Genomic DNA, 19,764 nt, shown 5'->3' with positions numbered 1-19,764 from the left:
CGTCACCCCGGCACGGCATCGGGGACTTCACTCGTGGCGGTCATGGAAAGATCCAGCTGGTTGACGCCTCGGCGGCCGATCCCGTAGCCCCACCGACCGCGCCCACTGCGGTCGATCACTCCCCCACGCCGGCGCATATCACGATCCCACCACCCGCTGAGCGATTGTGAATTCATTCACCTAGCCTCTTGGCCCGGCGTGCACATCCATGCTGAGATGCGACTTACTCAACAGCTCAATGGCGTGCTCGGGGAGGGCATAGTGGCGCATACCGCCATGTCTGGTTACGGAACCACTGCGGGTGACGATCCTCTCCAGACCGCGGTATGGCGGCTGCGTTCGCGCGGCTGTTGGACCGACGCGGCTGCTCTCCTCGCCCCGCGGGCCGCGGACCCCGCGGCCGCGCTCGAACGTGCCGGACTGCTCGTCGAGCGCTGCCTGTTCACCGGCGACGGCTGGGCCGAGGCCGAGGACGCGCTGCGGACCGCGGAGGCCGTCGCCCGGGACGACGAGGAGCGCGGTGGGGCCGCCTGCGAGCGCGGCAGGCTGGCCTACGCGGCCACCCGGCTCGGGGTGCGCGACCGTGCGGACGAGGCCCGGTCCGCGCTCGGCCGCGCGGCTGCCCTGCTCGCACCCACCTCACCGGGACGGCCGCTGCTGGACTTCCGCCGGGGGCTGGTCGCCGAGCACATCGCCGACTCGCCGCAGGCCGCTCGCGCCGCGTACCGGCGTGCGCACGACGGCGCCACCGCACAGGGCGACACCCTGCTGCTCTCGTTCACCTGGCACCATCAGGCCGGACTCGCCCTGCGTGAGGGCGAGTTGGCCGAGGCACGGCACGGCTTCGCGGAGTCGCTGCGGATCCGCGAGGAGCTCGGCTATCTGATCGGTACGGCCCCGACGCTGGCCGCGCTCGCCGACTGCGAGCCGGAACCGGAGGCGTCCCGGCTCCGGGCGGAGGCGGGACGGCTGTTCCGGCTGCTGGGCGGTGTGCCGGTGTGGCTCGAGAGCCAACTGGCCGCCGGCATCCCCCCGCAGCCGTCCCCGGCCCAGCCGGAACCCGCCGCATGAGCGGGCTGTCCGCCCGGTGAGAACGCGCCGCAGGGAAGGGGACGTTCCGGAGCCGCGGTCCCGGTGGGACGAGATCACGACGGGCCTGTGGATGGGCGGCCATGTCTGGGCGGACGGGGAGCGGGACCACCAGGACGTGGTCGTGGACCGTGAGTTCGACCTGGTGATCAGCCTCTACACCCGCGAGGGTCACGGCCCCTCCCCCGGTGTGGAGCACCGGGTCGTACCGATCCCGGACGACTGGCTCACCGCGGAGGAGATCGACCGCGTACGCCGGATCGCGGAGGTTGCGGCCGACGCGGTCCGCGGCCGGCGGCGTGTGCTGGTGCGCTGCTACTCCGGATACAACCGGTCGGGGCTGGTGGCCGCGCAGACGCTGATCGAGCTGGGCCACGACGCACCCGGGGCGATCGACCGGGTCAGGCTGCGGCGCTCACCGTGGGCGCTGCACAACCGGGCTTTCGAGGAATACCTGCTGACGGGTCTCGACGTGGCGTCACTGCTGACCGGGCTGGAGCCACCGGCTTCCTGACACGGGGCCCGCGGAGCCACGGACCGTCACCAGCGTCAGCGCGTAAGAGGGTCAGAGGGTCAGAGCGTCGCAAGAAGATCGGTCACGCACGGACGGTCACGAGAGCCAGGACAGCGCTCGGCCGGGATTCATGACCACCAGGGCGACCCCGACCGCCACCACCACCCAGACCAGCCCCCAGGCCCTGCTGCGGGGCTTGTGCACCCGATCCCGTGATGCCCATGCCCGCCATGCGTCGGGCTCCGCCCTGCGGCGCCTGCCGAGGCCCTGCCGCGCGGCCTCCTCGTCGGCCCGCCGCAGCCGCTCGGCCACGATCCGGGCCCGCGCCGAGGGCTCCTTGGGTGCCCGCAGCCGCGCGGGGCCCTCGCTCTCCCGCTGGAACTGCTCCCATGCGTCGTCGGGTATCGACGACGCAGACAACTCACTCGACTCACTCGACTCATTCGATTCCGACGAGTCCGGCGACTCCGCGGTCATGGATGAACCCCCCGTTGCTGAGGACGTGACCGCGCACGAGCGGTACCGCTCATCACTTTAGTCCCCTCCGCCCCGGCAGCACCGGGGGTCGCGGAGGCATACCCGTCACATCAGATCTGACGGTGCGTCAGCCATCCGCGCCCGTGAAGTGCTCCCGCACCAGCGACCGCACCACGGTCAGGTCCTGGGCGATGAGGGCCTCCAGGAGGGCCATGTGTTCCGCGGCGTCCGCGACCAGGTCCGCCCGGCGGCTGACCAGGGAGGTCGACAGCGGCCACTGGGACCGGCGATGGAGGTCGTCGGCGACCATCACCAGCTGGTCATTGCCCGACAGGGCGAGGACGGCACGGTGGAAGGCCCGGTCCGTGTCCGCGTACGCCGCGCGGTCGCCGACGGCCGCCGCCGCTGCGGTCGCGTCCGCGAGCGGACGCAGCTCGGACCAGCGCGCGACGGGCACCGTACGGGCCAGCCGCAGCATGACGGGGATCTCGATCAGGGCGCGGACCTCGGCCAGTTCGGCGAGTTCGCGCGGGGTGCGGACGATGACGCGGAACCCGCGGTTGGGCACGACCTCGACGGCGCCCTCGACCGCCAACTGCTGCATCGCCTCCCGGACCGGGGTGGCCGAGACGCCGAACCGTTCGCCGAGGGCCGGGGCCGAGTACACGGTGCCGGGCACCAGTTCCCCGTCGACGAGCGCGGTGCGCAGCGCGTCGAGGATCTGACCGCGGACGGAGTGACGCCGGACGGTGTGCGGGGCCGGCGGCTCGCTGTGGGTGTGCTCGCCGCGGGCCTGCTCCGGGACACGGGGCGAGGAGCAGGGCACGGGGCGGTCCTCTGCTCCCTGCTGGCCGGGGATGCGCACCGAGGCGTGGGGCTGCGAGGTCGCGGCATCGCGCGCTCGGGCCTGCTCCACTCGGGTCCTCCTCCGGGCTGGGCCGAGTCCGGCCTGCGATGGCGGGGCCCCTGGAGCACGATAGGCGGACCGGCCTCCAGTTCAAACATCGATCACATCGGGTAAGGTAAGGCTAACCTGCTAACGATCGTGATTCGGTGGTCCCCGGCATGGCCGTTCCCACACTTCTGCCCTCCCTCACCTCGCCCGTCGAGGACGCCTACGCGCGCCTCTCCGAGGTCTTCTCCGGGTTGCGCGTGCGCGAGCTGAAGGACGGCGAACAGTCCCCCGCCGGCGGCGGCTGGGTCGGTGCGAGTGATCTCGCACACGGCGGGCCCGCGCTCGACGCCTTCCTGGCCTGGGACAACGCGCAGGTGCTGCGCGACTACGGACAGCAGGCACGGCCCGACGTGATCGCCAGCTTCGGACTCCACCGCTACGCCTGGCCCGCCTGCCTGCTGATCACCGTCCCCTGGTTCCTGCACCGCCGGGTTCCCCGGGTGCCGCCCGAGCACGTGGCCTTCCAGCGCGTACTGGGGCACATGACGGTCCGCGTGACCGAGTTCGCCTGTCTGCCGGGGGACCCCGCGGCCGCGCTCCCCGGCGCCCGGGTCGTGCCGGACGAGGAAGCCCTGCGCGACGAGGTGAGGGCCGCCGTCGCCGAGCATCTCGGGCCCGTCCTGGACGGCTTCGGGCCGCGGATGCGGCGCGGGAAGCGGGCCCTGTGGGGCATGGCGACCGACGAGGTCGTCGAGAGCCTCTGGTACATCGCGGGCCTGTTCGGCGAGGAGCAGCGCGCCATGACGGAACTGGACCTGCTGCTGCCGGGCACCACCAAGCCGTACGTCGGCACCCCCGGCTTCCGGGTGCTCACCGGGCCCGCGGGCGAGGAACTGCCGACCCGGGACCGGGCGAGCTGCTGTCTGTTCTACACGCTGCGTCCGGAGGACACGTGCGGGACCTGTCCGCGCACCTGTGACGCCGACAGGATCACCCGGCTGCTGGCCGACGCCTGACCCCCCGGCCCGCCCACGCCACCCGTGCGAGTGGACTAAATCGAACTCAACTCACTTCGCCCACACGGCCGTTCGAGTAAATCGCACCTATCTGTGCTCCGTGTGGCCCCGTTGGCGTTCTCTTGCCCCGAAACCCTCTGCCGTCCCCAGGACTTCGGCCACTATGGCGGCCGAAACGCCCTACCGCGATGCAGATGCAAGGGACACCGCACATGAGACTGACCGACATATCGCTGAACTGGCTGCTTCCCGCCGGAGTGATGCTGGTGGGAGTCCTGGTCGCGGTGGCGGTCGTCGCGCGCGGCAAGCGGGCCGCCGGGCAGGCTGCGGCCGAGGACTCCTGGGAACGCAGCGAGGAACGCCGCCGGCGCAAGGAAGCCGTGTACGGCACCGCCTCCTACGTGTTGCTGTTCTGCTGCGCCGCGGTGGCCGCCGCCCTCTCCTTCCACGGACTGGTCGGCTTCGGCCAGCAGAATCTGAACCTCTCCGGGGGCTGGGAGTACCTCGTCCCCTTCGGCCTCGACGGCGCGGCCATGTTCTGCTCCGTCCTCGCCGTGCGCGAGGCCAGCCACGGTGACGCGGCCCTGGGCTCACGGCTGCTGGTGTGGACCTTCGCGGGCGCGGCGGCCTGGTTCAACTGGGTCCACGCACCACGGGGTCTGGGCCACGCCGGCGCACCGCAGTTCTTCGCCGGCATGTCACTCTCGGCCGCGGTCCTGTTCGACCGCGCGCTCAAGCAGACGCGCCGGGCGGCGCTGCGCGAACAGGGCCTGGTGCCCCGTCCGCTGCCGCAGATCCGGATCGTCCGCTGGCTGCGCGCCCCCCGGGAGACCTTCGGCGCCTGGTCGCTGATGCTGCTGGAAGGCGTACGCACCCTGGACGAGGCGGTGGAGGAGGTCCGCGAGGACCGGCGCGAGAAGGAGCAGAACCGTCTCCGCAGGCGGGACCGGGAGAAGCTGGAGCGGGCGCGCATCAGGGCGTTCAACCGGCAGCACCGGGCCTGGGGCCGCAGTCGCACCGGCCGGGAGCCGGAGCTCGCCGCCCTCGGTGCGGCAGGCGGACCCGCGCTCGGCGCCGGCTCGGCCTCCGCACCTGCCGTCACCGGCGGATCGGGGTCCGTCGCGGAGCCTGCCATAACGGAGCCGGGACAGCTGCCGCTGCGTTCCCGGCCCTCCCTCCAGGCCGTCCGCGCGGACGGCACTGAGCCCCGCACGGTCGACCTCACCGCCGAGGACGACACCCAGGCGCTGCCGCGGCTGGACTCGCTGGAGCGCAAACTCAAGGATCTGGAGCAGCAGTTCGGCTGAGTGACACAGCCCCGGAAGGCCGGCCCGAACCCTCAGGCCGGCCTTTCGTGCAGCTCGAACCAGACCACTTTGCCCATGCTGTGCGTCCGTACGCCCCAGGCGTCCGCGAGGCTCTGCACCAGCATCAAGCCGCGTCCATGGGTGCCGAGATGGACCTCGGGGAGGCTCGGCATGGGCAGCCCCGCCATGAAGTCACGCACCTCCACCCGCAGGGTGGTGGAGGCCACGGTCGCCGTCACCACGGCGCCGTGATCGGTGTGGATCAGTGCGTTGGTCACCAGCTCGCTCGTCAGCAGTTCCGCGACATTCGCTCGGTCGGACCCGTGCCAGTGGTGCAGCAACTCCCGCAACACCTGCCGGACTTCGGGGACGGCTCTGAGGTCGGCGCAGCCCAATCGCCGCCGCAGCCGGCCCGTCGCCTCCTCCGCCCCGGGGTCGCCGCCGTACCCACCCGCACCGGCTCCGGCTCCTCCCTGACGCCCACTCATCATCCCCACCCGCACGTCGGAACAGCCCCTTACTCCGGAACGGCCTCGAAAGCGTTCACGGAAAGCATTGCCCCGACCACGGCGCGCCACTCATCGGGCCGGGTCAAGCACTCCCAGGAGACGGACTTTGCGCACAGAAGTGGGAGGCGGGGTACGCCCATTGCCGCAGTCGGCACGCGGCCCGAGCGGTTCATGCTTCGTGGTGGAGCACGTCCAGGGCGGTGAGTTCGTCGTCGGACAGCTTCAGGGCTCCGGCGGCCACGTTCTGCGTGAGGTGGTCGGGGTTGCCGGTACCGGGGATGGCCAGCACATGGGGGCCACGGTGCAGCGTCCACGCCAGCCGGATCTGCGCCGCGCTCACCCCGTGGGCGCGGGCGACGGCCTGCACCTGAGGGGTAGCGTCCGTGGTCGCGCCGGCCTCGCGGCCCGTACCGGCGATGGAATAGAACGGCACGAACGCGATGCCTTGTTCACCGCAGGTGCGCAGGAACACCTCCTGCTCGGGCGACGCTCCGATGCCGTACATGTTCTGGACGCAGACCACCGGGGCGATGGCCTGAGCCTCGGCGAGGTGATGGGGACGGATGTTGGACAGGCCCAGGTGGCGGATGAGCCCCGCCTCGCGCAGGTCGGCCAGGGCACCGAAACGCTCGGCGATCGAATCGGTCCCCACGATGCGCAGGTTCACCACGTCCAGGTGGTCGCGGCCGAGCTGGCGCAGATTCTCCTCGACCTGGCTGCGGAGCTGCTGGGGGCCGGCATGGGGCAGCCATGTGCCCGACGGGTCCCGGCCCGGCCCGACCTTGGTGACGATGACGAGATCATCGCTGTAGGGGGCGAGCGCCCGGTTGATCAACTCGTTGGCGGAGCGCAGCGCCGAGAAGTAGAAGGCGGCGGTGTCGATGTGGTTCACCCCGAGTTCGACCGCGCGGCGCAGCACGCTGACCGCCCGCCCTCGGTCGCTCGGGCGGGCATCGGCCGCGAACGCCTCGCCCTCCTGGGTCAGGCGCATCGCGCCGAACCCGATCCGGTGGACCACCCGGTCCCCGAGTGTCCAGCTGCCCGATGCCGCCGCGGTGATCGTCTCTGCTGTCATGCCGGAAGACTGCCGCGCGATAGACTCGCGCACCATTGATTAAGGCATGTCCGAATTCTGGGAGTGGTACCCCTGCAGGAGCTGGCCTTCTCGGCGCATGATCTGGCGCAGCTGCGGTTCGCCGTCTCGCCGATGTGGGAGATCACTCCCAGCTTCCGACTGCTGGAGTCCGCCGCCACGCATCCCGTGCACCATCCCTGGGTGGAGCAGGTCCGGCCGCGCACGGCGGCCGCCGGGGCCGCCCGGGGCTGGCTCGCCGAGCTGATCCCGCCGTCGGGGTACGTGCCCGACTTCCTCAACCCCGCACCCGTTGGCCCGGCCCCGACCCTGGCGGCGGAACTGGCCGCGATCCGCGCCGCACCCGTCGACCGGGTACGTGGCGACCTCGACCACCTGGCCCGGCATCAGGGGCGTCTCGGCCCCCGGGCACGGGCTCTGTACGCCGACCCACGGGCCCTTCTGCCCAAGGTCACCGCAGCGGTCGAGACCTACTGGGAGCTGGCGCTCGCCCCGTACTGGGCCCGGATCCGCACCGTGCTGGACGCCGACGTCTTCCACCGGGCCCGCCAGGTCGCCGAGCGCGGCACCAGCCATCTCCTCAACGACCTGCACGCCACGGTGAGCTGGGACGACAACGCCCTGCGGCTGGCCCGCCGCAAGCAGCCGTTGACCCGCGAGACGGCGGGCGCGGGGTTGGTGCTGATCCCCTCGGCCTTCACCGGCCCGGACCTGCGCACCCGCGTGACCTTGCCCGACCCACCCCAACTCGCCTATCCGGCCCGGGGTGTGGGCCTGCTGTGGGAGTCCCGGCCCATCACCGGCACCGAGGCCCTGGCCGCCGTGCTCGGCCGCTCACGCACGCGGCTGCTGACCGAGCTGGAGACTCCGGCCTCCACGACCGACCTGGCACGCCGTACCGGACTCTCGGCGGCCGGGGTGTCCCAGTACCTGACAGCACTGCGCGACGCGGGCCTGGTCAGCGCCCACCGCGCGGGCCGCTCGGTCCTCTATGCCCGCACCGCCGCCGCCGAGACCCTCCTGGCTGCGGTCAGGGTCCGGAGCTGATCCACCCAACAGGTCTTACGGACACCACCTAGGGCCTCGGCACATTGCGCAGATTCGAGCGGGCCATCTGGAGCATCCGGCCCACCCCGCCGTCCAGCACGATCTTGCTGGCCGACAGGGCGAACCCCGTCACCATCTCCGCGCTGATCTTCGGTGGGATCGAGAGAGCGTTGGGGTCCGTGACCACGTCCACGAGCGCCGGGCCCTTGTGGCGGAAGGCGTCCTTCAGGGCGCCTGCCAGTTGTTTCGGCTTCTCGACCCGGACGCCGTACGCTCCCGCCGCGCGGGCCACGGCCGCGAAGTCGGGGTTCACGTTGGTGGTGCCGTGCGAGGGAAGACCGGCGACCAGCATCTCCAGCTCCACCATGCCGAGCGCGGAGTTGTTGAACAGGACGACCTTCACCGGCAGGTCGTACTGGACCAGGGTGAGGAAGTCGCCCATCAGCATGGAGAATCCGCCGTCGCCGGACATCGAGACGACCTGGCGGTCGCGGTCGGTGAACTGCGCCCCGATCGCCTGCGGCAGTGCGTTCGCCATCGAGCCGTGGCTGAACGAACCGATGATCCGGCGCCGGCCGTTGGGGGAGAGATAGCGCGCGGCCCACACATTGCACATGCCGGTGTCGACGGTGAACACGGCGTCGTCGTCGGCGAGTTCGTCGAGCACCGAGGCGACGTACTCCGGATGGATGGGCATGTGCTTCTCGACCTTGCGGGTGTACGCCTTGACCACGCCCTCCAGCGCGTCGGCGTGCTTCTTCAGCATCTTGTCGAGGAACCTGCGGTCCGACTTGGCCCGGACCCGCGGCGTCAGACAGCGCAGCGTCTCGCGTACGTCGCCCCAGACCGCGAGGTCCAGTTTGGAGCGGCGGCCCAGGTGTTCGGGCCGGACGTCGACCTGGGCGATCTTGACGTCGTCGGGGAGGAACGCGTTGTACGGGAAGTCGGTGCCCAGCAGGATCAGCAGGTCGCACTCGTGCGTCGCCTCGTAGGCGGCGCCGTAGCCGAGCAGTCCGCTCATGCCGACATCGAACGGGTTGTCGTACTGGATCCATTCCTTGCCGCGCAGGGCGTGCCCGACCGGTGACTTGATGAGCTCCGCGAACTCCATGACCTCCGCGTGCGCCCCCGCCGTACCGCTGCCGCAGAAGAGGGTGACCCGGTCCGCCTCGTCGATCATCCGGACCAGTTTGTCGATCTCGGCGTCCCCGGGCCGTACGGAGGGCAGGCTCGTGACGAGAGCGTGTTCGATCGTCTTGGCCGAGGCGGGCTGGGACGCGATGTCGCCGGGGAGTGCCACGACACTGACACCGCTGCATCCGATCGCGTTCTGGATCGCGGTCTGCAGCAGCCGGGGCATCTGCCGTGCGTTGGAGATCAGCTCGCTGTAGTGGCTGCACTCGCGGAACAGCTGGTCCGGGTGGGTCTCCTGGAAATAGCCGAGCCCGATCTCGCCGGAGGGGATGTGCGAGGCGATGGCGAGCACCGGAGCCATCGAGCGGTGGGCGTCGTACAGCCCGTTGATCAGATGCAGGTTGCCCGGGCCGCTGGAGCCCGCGCAGGCTCCGAGCCTGCCGGTGATCTGTGCCTCGGCGCCCGCCGCGAAGGCTGCGGTCTCCTCGTGCCGGACGTGGATCCACTCGATGCCGTCGTGCCGCCGGACGGCGTCGACGACAGGGTTGAGGCTGTCGCCGACGACTCCGTACAGCCGCTTCACACCGGCGCGGACGAGGATGTCGACGCACTGCTCCGCGACGTTCTGCTTGGCCATGGGATGCGTACCCTTCTCGGCTTGACGGCCCGGAGGTCCATCAACCCATGGCGCAGCCGGTTACGCCTCCCAGACGGCGACGGCCGTACGGTCGTCGGCGTAGCCCTTCACCCGCACCTGGGTGTCGGCGAGGAAGGTCGCGAGGCCCGGTGGCTCGACGGATGCCCAGCGTCCGGCCAGTTCGTCGGCGAGGGCGGGCTCGCCGCGCAGCGGCTCCGCCAGGCCCGGGCTGCACAGCAGGAGCGCGTCACCCGGGCGGGCCACGGAGGCACGGAAGCGGAACGGCTCGGGAGGCGGCGGCGGTGGTGCCTCGACATAGGGGGCCGGGGGCGTCGGGATGCCGAGGTCCATCGTCAGCCGGTCGCCGGCGGGGGTCTCCGAGGGGATGCCGGCGAGCGGATTCCCCTGGATGCCGTCCCTCCCGTCCCCGGCCGGTGCGGAGCCGAACCCGACCACGGGAGCGCCGGCCGCCGGCTCGGGAACGGGCGGCTCGATGTCCTGCCACACGCCGTCGCGCAGCCGGAAGAGGCCGCCGGGGCCCACTCCGAAGAAGACGCGGGTACGGCAGTCGGGGTCGGCGGAGAGCAGAAGGCAGCGCAGACCGGCGCTGTAGTCCTCGGGCTCCACGCCCCGCGCCGCGGCGCCGGCCCGGAGCTTGCCGAGGCTGCGGTCGGTGAGCCGGTGCAGACCGGATTTGAGGTCGCCGCGCCGGCCCGCCCGGATGTCCTCCGACAGCCGGGCATGACTGCGGCCGACGGCTCCGCCGATCCAGCGACAGGCGTCGGCGGCGGCGAGATGGGCACCCTCGGCCGCGCGGGCCCCGCTCGCGACGGCGACGAGGAGCAGTGCGGCGGGTCCGCTGCCGAACCGTGCGGTGAGCAGGGCGTCGCGCCGTGGCTCCCCCCGGAAGCGGGCGGAGTCCCCGCGCACGGACGCCGCGCGCAGGGTGTACGTGCCGTACCGGGCGCCGTCGAGCACGGTGTCGGCGACCAGGTCGTCGAGCGCGTCGGGGCCGGCGGCGGGGAGTGCGGTGGGCTCGGGGTCGTAGGTGGGGGGCCCGTCACCGACGTGGTCGACGCGGGGGCGCGGCGATGCGACGGGAGGCTGCGCGGGCGGCTCGGGTACCTCGGCGGCGACGGGTGCGGGCACGTACCGGGGCTGCGGCGGCTCGGGTACCTCGGCGGCGACGGGTGCGTGCCGGGGCTCGGGGGGCGAGGACTGCGGCTGTGCCGGTACGACAGGTGGCTCCCACGGAGCACGCCGGCGCGGCGGTGACGGGGGCACAGGCGGCGTACCGGGTGCGGACGGCCCGCCGTCGTCCGACGGCCGGGGCGGGCGGGCGGACGACGCGCTCCCTGGCCGGTACGGATCGAACCCGGTTCCCGCTGACCGGTCGTCGGTGGACGCCGGTGGCCTGCCGGGGCGGTCCGGCAGTCCGGACCCGGGTGCCGCAGCCGGCCGATCCGGTCCGGGCCGGTCCGGCACCGACCGGGCGGGCGCCCGGGGTTCGTCGGCGTGGCGGGGTGCGGGCGGCCGCGGCGCCTGCCGGTCCGGGGCTGTGAACGGCCAGTCCGGGCTGTCCGAGGTCTCGTCGCCGGACGGGCCGCCCGCCGACGGGGCCGGCGCGGCCAAGCCCTCCGGGAGGCCCGGGACTTCCAGCGTGTCCGCCGGGTCCGTCTCCCACCACGCCTTCGGCCGGTCCGGCTGATCGGCGGCAGGCTCGGGCGCGGAGACCGCGTCCGCTGCCGAGTCGAAGCGGTCGTCCAAGGTGTCGCCCGGCTTCGTCGCCGGGCCGGTGTCCGGGGCGGACTCGTCGTACAGCCGGTTCCACCAGTCGTTCTCGGTGGTGGGCCTCTCCCCCTGCTGGCTCATGCCCTTATTGTCCACCGCCAGGGCGGTACGAAAACGGGGCATCCACAAAAAGAACGCGGCGAAAGTGGTCCGCCGGGCGCCTCAACCCCCCACGGGAAGAACGCCCGGCGGACCCGTTCGTGGTCAGCGCACGGCGTACGCGTCGACCACGAGCTGGGTGACGGAGTTGCCGCGCGCGTCCGTCAGTTCGGTCCTGAGGGTGACGGGCCGGCCCGCCGCGCCCGCGTGGCCGACGGTCGCGGTCCAGACTCCGTCCTTGCGGGCGGTCGACGCCTGGATCCACGTCTCGCCCCGGTCGTACGAGTACGACAGTTTCGCGGCGGTCAGGGCGCCGGGCGTGTAGCCCGCGTGCCCGGTGACGCTCAGGGCGATCTTCTGGCCGTCCTTCGCCGGCAGGGTCTTGAGCCCGTCCTCGGGCAGGCCGTAGTGCGGGAAGAGGAGTCCGAGGCCCTGGGAGTAGACGTTCTCGTCCAGCCGGGAGCGGAACCTCCAGGTCGTCAGCACCTCGGTCGAGCGCTTCCAGACAGCGGCGGGCTGCCCGAACTTGGTGGTGTCGAGGGACAGTTCGTAGGCCGCCTCGTCCGCCGGGACCTCGAAGACCCCGAACGGGTACGGGCTCTCGCCGATCTGCTCACCGTCACGGCGCAGCCGCATGCTGCCGATGTCGCCGAACGAGCCCGCGATACCGGCGTGTTCGGCGTCTCCCCAGAATGCGGGGGCCACGCCGAGGAGATTGCCCTGCCGTTCACCGGCCAGCGCCGGCCGGCCCGTGGTGTCGCGCGGGGCGGCCGGGGCGAGGACCCCGCCGTACCAGCTCTCCTTGCGCACCGAGCCGGCCCGGTAGGTGCGCGGCTCGTCGATCAGGAACTCGCCCCAGGGGAAGCTGGAGGAGACGTAGTGGTCCCAGGAGGTGTCACCGGCCGTGTAGTACTCGGTGCGGGTGCCGGGGACGGCGACCAGGTCGAATCCGGAGGCGGAGGCCGTCGCGCCGCTGGGGCGCTGGGCGAGGACGGAGTCGGAGTAGTCGGCCTTCAGACCCATGGCGTGATACGTCGACTCGTTGCGGCCGAGCTTGCTGTCGCGCACCCGGTAGGTGCGGTCCGAGGTGACCGGGCCGGTCTCGGGGAAGGCCAGGTTGTAGACGTACGGGCTCGCGGCGGTGGCCTTCCAGCGGAGGGTGACCGGTCCGTCCGCGAGCCGCGTCAGCAGGTCCTTCGCCTCGGCGGCCTCCAGACCGAGCACCGGGTGCGGCGCGGTCCCGAAGCCGGTCGACGGGAGCCAGCGGCCGGCGGCCGGACGGTGCACGATGACGGCCTTGGCGCCCGCGGCCTTCGCGTTGCGGGCGACCGTGATGATGTCGGCGTCGGTGTCGGGGACCTCGACCAGGGCGAACGCGCCGTCGGCGCCCGCGGCCCGGAGCTCTTCGGGCGTGCCCGTGCCGGCGTCGACGACGGGGGCCTGTCCGGTGCCGTCGAGGTTGACGGAGCCGAGGCTCGCGACCACGGGGTGCAGTGCGGGTCCGCCGGCCACGGAGAGCTTCTCGATCTGCGGGGCGTAGGCGCGCCAGTAGCTGGCGAACTCGAACCGGCCGTCCTCGGCGCGGCCCTGGACGTCGGCGTAGTAGCCGGCGGCGAGCCGGTTGCCGGAGATGCTGCCGGAGTGCAGCCAGGTGTCGTCCCAGCTGCGAGCGAAGCCCAGGGTGACGGTGCGGCTCTCGCTGGTGCGGTCGGTCCGCACGCTCAGCCGGTGGGCCCTGCGGGCGTCGAGGACGACCGTGGTGTCCTTCGTCAGATCGAGCTGGGGGCGGCTCAGGTAGCCGACCGTCAGGTCGGGCGAGTCGACGAACGAGGACAGGAAGTACGCGCCGGGCCGCAGCCGGTAGACCTGGTCGGCCGCGCCGTCGTTGAACCGCCGCTCGCCGCTCGCGTCGTCGGTGCCGATGACGTCCAGCGAGGACGCTCCCCCGGCGGGCCTGCCGGAGCGGTCGACGAGCTTGACGCGCAGGGTCACGGTCTCGGGCTGGACGTACAGCGCGAAGGGGGTGGAGACGCTGACGCCGGACGCGGTCGCGACGATGCGGCCGGTGACGTCGCCGTACTGGGCGCGGTCGATACGGGCGGACGGGTCGAGGGTCAGCGGCACCTTCACCGTCGCGCCGGCCGGGACGGTGACGGACCGTGCGCCGAGGCGGGCGAGCGAGGAGCGGATGCGGGAGCCGTCGTTGCCGGTCACGGACCGGACGTCCAGGCTCAGCCGGACCGGCTTGTCGCCGGAGTTGGTGTACGGGACCTGGACCGTGGTGCGGTCGCTGCCGTCCTGGGGCCAGTTGAAGGTGCCGCCCTGGACGGCCGGCGCACCGGTCACGGTCGTGGAGATCGCGGCCTTGGCGTCGAGCCGTCCACCGCCGGTCTCGCGCACGTCCCCGGGGACGGCGGTCGTGGCGGAGGAGACGAGCGCGGCCTTGATCTGCTGGGCCGTCCAGTCCGGGTGGCGCTGCTTGACGAGGGCCGCGGCGCCCGCGACATGGGGCGTCGCCATCGACGTACCGGACATCGCCTGGTAGGCGTACACCCCGCGGCCGCCCGCGGCGGCGGCGGAGATGGCGACGCCGGGCGCGGAGATCTCCGGCTTGAGGGTGTGGGTGACGGGCGCGGGGCCACGGCTGGAGAACGAGGCCGTGGAGTCGTCGCGGTCGACGGCGCCGACGGTGAGCACGCCGGGGGTGCAGCCGGGCGAGGAGACGGTGTTGAGGCCCGGGCCGGCGTTGCCGGCGGCGACGACGAACAACGTGTCCTCGCTGCGGGAGAGTTCTTCCGCGGCGACGCTCATCGGGTCGGTGCAGTCGGTCGGTTCGGGGCTGCCGAGGCTCATGGAGACGACGTCGGCCTTGTTGTCGACGGCCCACTGCATTCCGGCGATGATCCATGAAGTGGCGCCGGAGCCGCTGTCGTTGAGCACCTTGCCGTTAAGCAGCGCGGCGCCGGGTGCGACGCCCTTCTTCCTGCCGCCGCTCGCCGCGCCCGAGCCGCCGGCCGTGGAGAGGGTGTGGGTGCCGTGCCCCTGACGGTCGGTGTCGGAGTCGGAGTCGGTGAAGTTCTTCGCCGCGGCGATACGGCCCGCGAGGTCGGGGTGTTCGGCGTCCGCGCCGGTGTCGAGCACGGCGATCCTGGTGCCCTTGCCGTCGTAGCCGGCGGCCCAGGCGAGGTCGGCGCCGATCTGCCGGGTGGAGCGGTCGAGCGTGGCCTCGACCTTGCGGTCCAGCCAGAGCTTGCGGAGCCCCGACGCGGCGCGCGAGCGGGTGGCGGTGACGTCGGACCAGAAGTGCGCGGCCTGCTTCTTGTCGGCCTGGAGGGCGACGCCGTCGACGGCGTTCAGGACGAGGCCGCGGCGCGCGCCCCGGGGGACGACGGGCACCGAGCGGGAGACGTCGGTGCCGTAGACGGCGATCAGCGGCAGGGTGGCGGAGTGGGCGTCGTCGTAGCCCTGGCGGACCAGGCCGGTGACGTTGAAGAGTTCCTCGTCGACCGTGCCGGCCGCGAGGGCCGCTGCGGCGCCCTCGGGGTAGACGTACAGGTCCGAGCCGGACCGGCGGGTCTGCACGAGCGGAGCCGTTCCGTCACCGCCGGGCAGGACGGTGGCGGACGGTGCTCCGGACCGGTCGCGGCTCACGGCCACCCGGTCGCCGGTCACGAGGGTCACGGTGACCGGCCGTTCCGCCTGCGCGGCGGCGGACCCGCTGCCGGTCAGCGGTCTCTTGCCTGTCGTACCGTCGTCGGGCCGCCCGGCGGCCGTCGACGGCGCGACCGCCGTGACGGCCAGAACGGCGGCGGTGGCCGCCCCCAGGGCCGTACGCGTCATCAGGCGCATCGCTCTCCCCATCTGAATTCGGCACAAGTGCACACCAAAGGCACGGATGCCGAAGGCTGTTGGTGCTGCGGTGGCGCCACATTGGCAGAGCGGCGGGTGGTGCAGGGATGATGTGCGCGGCGGGAACACGCCGTGGCCGGTTTCCGCCAGCGCGGCGAGGAAGTGCACGTCCGGGGAGGGTTCTGGTGCTGGGAGCGATAGGTCTCGACGAGAAGCAGGAGTCCGCGTACCGCGCGTTGGTTGCGCTCGGGGCGGCGGAGGTCACCGATCTCGCCCATCGGCTCGCGCTGCCCGAGACCGTGACGGAGCGGGCGCTGCGGCGGCTCGAACAGCACGGGCTGGCGGCTCAGTCGTCGGCGCGCACCGGCCGCTGGGTGGCAGCGCCCCCGGGGGTGGCCCTGGGCGCCCTGCTGACCCAGCAGCGGCACGAGCTGGAGCAGGCGGAACTGGCCGCAGCGCTGCTGGCCGAGGAGTACCGCGCCGAGGCCGCCGAGCCGGCCGTGCACGACCTGGTGGAGGTGGTGACGGGCGCGAGCGCGGTCGCGCACCGTTTCGTCCAGCTCCAGCTCGGGGCGACGGAGGAGGTCTGCGCCCTGGTCACCGGAAATCCGGTCCTGATCACCGGAGCGGACAACGACGCCGAGGAGAAGGCGGCGCGGCGCGGGGTGACCTACCGCGCGGTGATCGAGCGCGAGGTGCTGTCCGCGCCGGGCGGGGTCACGGAGCTGACCGCCGCGCTGGGCCGCGACGAGCAGGTACGGGTGGTGGACCGGGTGCCGACCAAGCTGGTCGTCGCGGACCGCACCCTGGCGATGGTTCCGCTGACGGGCCGTGGCGCCGACCCGGCCGCGCTCGTGGTCCACGGCAGCGGCCTGCTGGACTCGCTCATGGGCCTGTTCGAGGCCGTGTGGCGGGAGGCGCTGCCGCTGCGGCTCGGAATGGGCGCGGTGGGCGGGTCCTTCGAGGAGGTGTCGTCGGGCCCCGACGCGACGGATCTGGAGATCCTGTCGCTGCTGCTCGCCGGAATGACGGACGCTCGGGTGGCCAAGCAGCTGGACCTGGGGCTGCGGACGGTCCAGCGGCGCGTGAAGGGGCTCATGGAGCTCACCGGGGTGACGACCCGTCTGCAGCTCGGCTGGCATGCGTACGCGAAGGGCTGGGTGGCTCGCGACCTGCGGGAATGATCCCGATCCTGCACGCTGGGCAAATGAGCGTGTGGCAGCTCCTGCTGGTCGGCCTGGTCATGGTGCTGGGTCTGGTCGGGGTGCTCGTCCCCGGTGTGCCGGGGCGCTGGCTGGTGTGGGCGGGGATGCTCTGGTGGTCGCTGCATGTGCAGACGGGCCTGGCCTGGACGCTGCTGGTGGCGTCGACGGTGGTGCTGCTCGTCGACCAGGTCGTGGTGTGGCAGCTGCCGCCCCGCAGGATCCGCGAGGTGGGAGTGAGGCCGGAGCTGGCCGCCTGGGCGGGCACCGGGGCGTTGCTCGGGTTCCTTCTGCTGCCCGTGGTGGGTGCGATCCCGGGGTTCATCGGCGGGATCTATCTGAATGAGCGCCGGCGGCTCGGCGGGCACGGTCCCGCGGCCGCGTCCACCCGCGCGGTGATGCGGGCCGTGGGGACGAGTGTGCTGGTGGAGCTGTTCGCCTCGCTGCTCGTGGTGGGTGCCTGGCTGGGCGCGGTCGTCTGGGGCTGAGGGTCCGGCGTTACCGCTCGTGAATGGGATTCAGATGAACGGAGACACATCGGATCTCTCTCCCTGTATTGACGACCTCCCGCCACTTCTCTACGTTCCCTCCCGGGATAGCTCGGATGAATAGGCATGTCGGCAGACGAGCCGCCGGGAGGCGACATGGCAACCGCACCAGACCCATCTCCTGCCGTCGAGGCCGAGCACGTGCCGGAAGGCGGGGAGCCCCCGTCCAGGCGGTCCGTGCTCGCCACCGGGGTCGCGGTCGGCGGCGCGCTGGCCGTCGGAGGTCCGGCCGCCCCTCCTGCCGCCGCCCTTCCCGCCCCGGCCCCGCCCGTGGACGCGACGACCACCGTCACCGCGGCCGGCGACATCTGGCGCACCGTCCTGGACGACGCCGACCTCGTCTGGCAGAAGATGCCGACGACCTGGTACGAGGGCCCCTACCTCGGCAATGGCCGTCTCGGATCCGGCATCTACGCCGAACCCGGCCGAGGCGCCGTCCGCTTCAACGTCCAGCACTCCGAAGTGCAGGACCACCGGCCGGAGTTCGGCTCCCTCTTCGGGCTCGCCCGGCTGCCCATCGGCCACTTCACCCTGGAGCCGGTCGGCACGATCACCGGCCTCGACTGGCGGCTGCGGCTGCGCGACGCGGAGCTCACGGGAACGCTCACCACCACCGCGGGCACGGTACGGCTGCGCGCCTTCATCCACACCACGGCCTCCGTCATGGCCGTCGAGATCACCCCGAGCGCGGGCGAGAAGAACATCCGCTGGGTCTTCCACCCGGCCGAGGCCATCAGTCCGCGGGCCGCGTTCAAGCCGCTGCCCGACGGATACCGCGGCAATCCGCCGGCCGTCGTGGAGAAACACGGTGAACTGACCGCGGCCGTCCAGCCGTTGCTGGCCGGCGGACAGCATGTGACCGCCTGGCGCGAACGCGCCGACCGGCGGGGCGCCGGGCGCACCCTCTACGTCGGCGTGGAGCACTCCTTCCCGGGAACGACCGCTCGCGACCGTGCGCTGCGCGCCGTCCGTACCGCCTCGGCCGTTCCGTACGACGTGCTCGCACTCCCCCACCGCGCCTGGTGGGACCGCTTCTACCGCAAGAGCTTCCTGTCCCTGCCCGATGCCCGGTTGCAGCGCTTCTACTGGATCCAGCTGTACAAGACGGCGTCCGCGGCCCGGCGCGACGCGCCCGCGATGGCGACCTGCGGACCCTGGCTCGAATCCACTCCCTGGCCCAACACCTGGTGGAACCTCAACGTCCAGCTGGAGTACTGGCTGATCCACGGCTCCAACCATCTCGAACTCGACGCCGTGACCCGGGCGCTGAGCGAGTTCAGGTCCCAGCTGACCGCCGAGGTCGCCGCGCCCTACCGCGCCGACTCGGCCGGCATCCCCCGCACCACAGACACCCGTCTGGTCAACGGCGGCGCGACACCGACCGGCAACGGGTACGGCGTCGGCATCCCCGGCGAGAACCCGCCGACCCCCGAGGTCGGCAACCTCACCTGGGCCCTGCACAACGTCTGGCTCTCCTACCGTCACACCATGGACAGGTCGATCCTGCGCGACACCCTGTTCCCGCTGCTGCGCAAGGCGGTCAACTACTACCTGCACTTCCTCACCCCCGGCGCGGACGGCAAGCTGCATCTGCCCGCGACCTTTTCGCCCGAGTACGGCGTGGACGCCCCGGACTGCAACTACGACCTCATGCTGCTGCGCTGGGGCTGCCGCACCCTGCTGGACTCGGCCGCGGAACTGGGCGTCCTCGACCCCCTGGCCCCCCGCTGGCAGGAGGTGCTCGCGCGGCTGGCGCCGTATCCGGTGGACGCGAACGGCTACATGATCGGCGCGGGCGTCCCCTTCGCGAAGTCGCACCGGCACTACTCGCATCTGCTGGCCGTCTATCCGCTGTACGAGGTCACCGGCCGCACACCCGAAGAGCGGGCCCTGATCGAGAAGTCCCTCGACCACTGGGTGAGCTTCGAAGGCGCCCTCCAGGGCTACACCTTCACCGGGGCCGCCTCGATGTCAGCGCTGCTGGGCAAGGGCGAGGACGCGCTCAGGTACCTCGGCGAGCTGATGAGCCGTTTCATCCAGGCCAACACGATGTACAAGGAGTCCGGCCCGGTCATCGAGACTCCGCTGTCGGCGTCCCAGTCGGTGCACGACATGGTCTGCCAGTCGTGGGGCGGAGAGATCCGGGTCTTCCCCGCGCTGCCGGCTGCCTGGCGGGAGCTGGTCGTGCACGACTTCCGTACGCAGGGGGCGTTCCTGCTCAGCGCGGTCCGCGAGAACGGCAGGACGCGCTGGGTCCGGCTGCGGAGCGAGGCGGGCGCGCCCTGCGTCGTACGCCACGGCATCGAGGGACCCATCGAGGTGCGCGACGGGCACGGGCGGCGGCTAACCGGGGAGCCGGCGGGCGACGGGGCGATCCGCATCCGGCTGCGCAAGGGCGAGTCGGCCCTGATCACGGCTCATGGCGACCGCCCGGACCTGCGGATCGGGCCGGTGCGGCCGAACGCGCCGGCGCCGCGGTGGGGGTTGCCGGCATGAGGCGTAGGCCGGGAGCCGTAGACCGATGATCCGATGCGGTGGGCACGCCCGGCGTGTGAGG

The 19,764-nt window shown here is 72.4% G+C and carries 15 protein-coding genes; 8 read left to right on the top strand and 7 right to left on the bottom strand.

Annotated elements, in window-relative coordinates; translation table 11 throughout:
• The first annotated feature begins 276 nt into the window (after positions 1 to 276).
• Both ACQPWZ_RS28430 and ACQPWZ_RS28425 read left to right on the top strand, forming a co-directional pair.
• Positions 277 to 1,071 carry a hypothetical protein gene (locus ACQPWZ_RS28430; RefSeq protein ID WP_356702351.1) on the top strand — a complete coding sequence of 265 codons (795 nt, stop codon included), beginning with the start codon at positions 277 to 279 and terminating at the stop codon, positions 1,069 to 1,071.
• Positions 1,072 to 1,087: 16 nt separating this feature from the next.
• Positions 1,088 to 1,603 carry a protein-tyrosine phosphatase family protein gene (locus ACQPWZ_RS28425; RefSeq protein ID WP_340476111.1) on the top strand — a complete coding sequence of 172 codons (516 nt, stop codon included), beginning with the start codon at positions 1,088 to 1,090 and terminating at the stop codon, positions 1,601 to 1,603.
• A 96-nt stretch (positions 1,604 to 1,699) separates the two neighbouring features.
• Here the strand turns inward: ACQPWZ_RS28425 and ACQPWZ_RS28420 are convergent, their stop codons facing one another.
• Both ACQPWZ_RS28420 and ACQPWZ_RS28415 read right to left on the bottom strand, forming a co-directional pair.
• The gene (locus tag ACQPWZ_RS28420; protein ID WP_340476110.1) at positions 1,700 to 2,023 is read right to left on the bottom strand and encodes a hypothetical protein; all 324 of its coding nucleotides are present in this window, start codon (positions 2,021 to 2,023) and stop codon (positions 1,700 to 1,702) included.
• 184 nt (positions 2,024 to 2,207) lie between these two features.
• Positions 2,208 to 2,996 (bottom strand): GntR family transcriptional regulator, encoded by a 789-nt coding sequence (locus tag ACQPWZ_RS28415; protein ID WP_433572714.1) that lies wholly within the window; start codon positions 2,994 to 2,996, stop codon positions 2,208 to 2,210.
• A gap of 149 nt (positions 2,997 to 3,145) precedes the next feature.
• On the opposite strand from ACQPWZ_RS28415, the gene ACQPWZ_RS28410 reads away from it, so the two are divergent.
• Together ACQPWZ_RS28410 and ACQPWZ_RS28405 are read left to right on the top strand one after the other, a co-directional pair.
• The gene (locus ACQPWZ_RS28410; RefSeq protein WP_340476108.1) at positions 3,146 to 3,991 is read left to right on the top strand and encodes a (2Fe-2S)-binding protein; all 846 of its coding nucleotides are present in this window, start codon (positions 3,146 to 3,148) and stop codon (positions 3,989 to 3,991) included.
• A 212-nt stretch (positions 3,992 to 4,203) separates the two neighbouring features.
• Positions 4,204 to 5,298, top strand: coding sequence for a DUF2637 domain-containing protein (locus ACQPWZ_RS28405; protein ID WP_356702345.1), 1,095 nt, complete (start codon positions 4,204 to 4,206; stop codon positions 5,296 to 5,298).
• A 32-nt stretch (positions 5,299 to 5,330) separates the two neighbouring features.
• Here ACQPWZ_RS28405 and ACQPWZ_RS28400 read toward each other — a convergent pair whose 3' ends face one another.
• Entirely contained in the window at positions 5,331 to 5,786 is a 456-nt protein-coding gene (locus tag ACQPWZ_RS28400; RefSeq protein WP_433572713.1) for an ATP-binding protein, read from the bottom strand.
• 190 nt (positions 5,787 to 5,976) lie between these two features.
• Entirely contained in the window at positions 5,977 to 6,882 is a 906-nt protein-coding gene (locus ACQPWZ_RS28395; protein WP_433572712.1) for an aldo/keto reductase, read from the bottom strand.
• Positions 6,883 to 7,014: 132 nt separating this feature from the next.
• On the opposite strand from ACQPWZ_RS28395, the gene ACQPWZ_RS28390 reads away from it, so the two are divergent.
• A complete protein-coding gene (locus ACQPWZ_RS28390; protein ID WP_433573879.1) occupies positions 7,015 to 7,947 on the top strand; it encodes a DUF5937 family protein in 933 nt (310 codons plus the stop codon).
• 28 nt (positions 7,948 to 7,975) lie between these two features.
• Here the strand turns inward: ACQPWZ_RS28390 and ACQPWZ_RS28385 are convergent, their stop codons facing one another.
• The 3 genes from ACQPWZ_RS28385 to ACQPWZ_RS28375 all read right to left on the bottom strand — a co-directional run bounded on the left by ACQPWZ_RS28385 (position 7,976) and on the right by ACQPWZ_RS28375 (position 15,457).
• On the bottom strand, positions 7,976 to 9,718 hold the full coding sequence (locus tag ACQPWZ_RS28385; RefSeq protein WP_433572711.1) for a pyruvate dehydrogenase: 1,743 nt from the start codon (positions 9,716 to 9,718) through the stop codon (positions 7,976 to 7,978).
• A 60-nt stretch (positions 9,719 to 9,778) separates the two neighbouring features.
• Positions 9,779 to 11,590, bottom strand: coding sequence for a protein phosphatase 2C domain-containing protein (locus ACQPWZ_RS28380; protein ID WP_433572710.1), 1,812 nt, complete (start codon positions 11,588 to 11,590; stop codon positions 9,779 to 9,781).
• A 123-nt stretch (positions 11,591 to 11,713) separates the two neighbouring features.
• Entirely contained in the window at positions 11,714 to 15,457 is a 3,744-nt protein-coding gene (locus tag ACQPWZ_RS28375; RefSeq protein WP_433572709.1) for a S8 family peptidase, read from the bottom strand.
• A gap of 185 nt (positions 15,458 to 15,642) precedes the next feature.
• Here ACQPWZ_RS28375 and ACQPWZ_RS28370 point away from each other — a divergent pair, with 185 nt between their 5' ends.
• The 3 genes from ACQPWZ_RS28370 to ACQPWZ_RS28360 all read left to right on the top strand — a co-directional run bounded on the left by ACQPWZ_RS28370 (position 15,643) and on the right by ACQPWZ_RS28360 (position 19,703).
• A complete protein-coding gene (locus ACQPWZ_RS28370) occupies positions 15,643 to 16,641 on the top strand; it encodes a helix-turn-helix domain-containing protein (RefSeq protein WP_356702331.1) in 999 nt (332 codons plus the stop codon).
• 23 nt (positions 16,642 to 16,664) lie between these two features.
• Positions 16,665 to 17,147 carry a DUF456 domain-containing protein gene (locus ACQPWZ_RS28365; protein ID WP_356702329.1) on the top strand — a complete coding sequence of 161 codons (483 nt, stop codon included), beginning with the start codon at positions 16,665 to 16,667 and terminating at the stop codon, positions 17,145 to 17,147.
• Positions 17,148 to 17,303: 156 nt separating this feature from the next.
• Positions 17,304 to 19,703 carry a glycosyl hydrolase family 95 catalytic domain-containing protein gene (locus ACQPWZ_RS28360; protein WP_433572708.1) on the top strand — a complete coding sequence of 800 codons (2,400 nt, stop codon included), beginning with the start codon at positions 17,304 to 17,306 and terminating at the stop codon, positions 19,701 to 19,703.
• Positions 19,704 to 19,764 lie beyond the last annotated feature (61 nt).

This window comes from Streptomyces sp. CA-251247, assembly GCF_050952975.1.
GTDB classification, from domain to species: Bacteria; Actinomycetota; Actinomycetes; order Streptomycetales; family Streptomycetaceae; genus Streptomyces; species Streptomyces achmelvichensis.
This window is presented reverse-complemented; position numbering and strand designations above follow the sequence as displayed.

Coding starts and splice junctions, on each gene's coding strand:
- ACQPWZ_RS28430 (WP_356702351.1), top strand. CDS start 277: ATGTCTGGTTACGGAACCACTGCGGGTGACGATCCTCTCCAGACCGCG.
- ACQPWZ_RS28410 (WP_340476108.1), top strand. CDS start 3,146: ATGGCCGTTCCCACACTTCTGCCCTCCCTCACCTCGCCCGTCGAGGAC.
- ACQPWZ_RS28405 (WP_356702345.1), top strand. CDS start 4,204: ATGAGACTGACCGACATATCGCTGAACTGGCTGCTTCCCGCCGGAGTG.
- ACQPWZ_RS28400 (WP_433572713.1), bottom strand. CDS start 5,786: ATGAGTGGGCGTCAGGGAGGAGCCGGAGCCGGTGCGGGTGGGTACGGC.
- ACQPWZ_RS28395 (WP_433572712.1), bottom strand. CDS start 6,882: ATGACAGCAGAGACGATCACCGCGGCGGCATCGGGCAGCTGGACACTC.
- ACQPWZ_RS28390 (WP_433573879.1), top strand. CDS start 7,015: ATGTGGGAGATCACTCCCAGCTTCCGACTGCTGGAGTCCGCCGCCACG.
- ACQPWZ_RS28385 (WP_433572711.1), bottom strand. CDS start 9,718: ATGGCCAAGCAGAACGTCGCGGAGCAGTGCGTCGACATCCTCGTCCGC.
- ACQPWZ_RS28380 (WP_433572710.1), bottom strand. CDS start 11,590: ATGAGCCAGCAGGGGGAGAGGCCCACCACCGAGAACGACTGGTGGAAC.
- ACQPWZ_RS28375 (WP_433572709.1), bottom strand. CDS start 15,457: ATGCGCCTGATGACGCGTACGGCCCTGGGGGCGGCCACCGCCGCCGTT.
- ACQPWZ_RS28365 (WP_356702329.1), top strand. CDS start 16,665: ATGAGCGTGTGGCAGCTCCTGCTGGTCGGCCTGGTCATGGTGCTGGGT.
- ACQPWZ_RS28360 (WP_433572708.1), top strand. CDS start 17,304: ATGGCAACCGCACCAGACCCATCTCCTGCCGTCGAGGCCGAGCACGTG.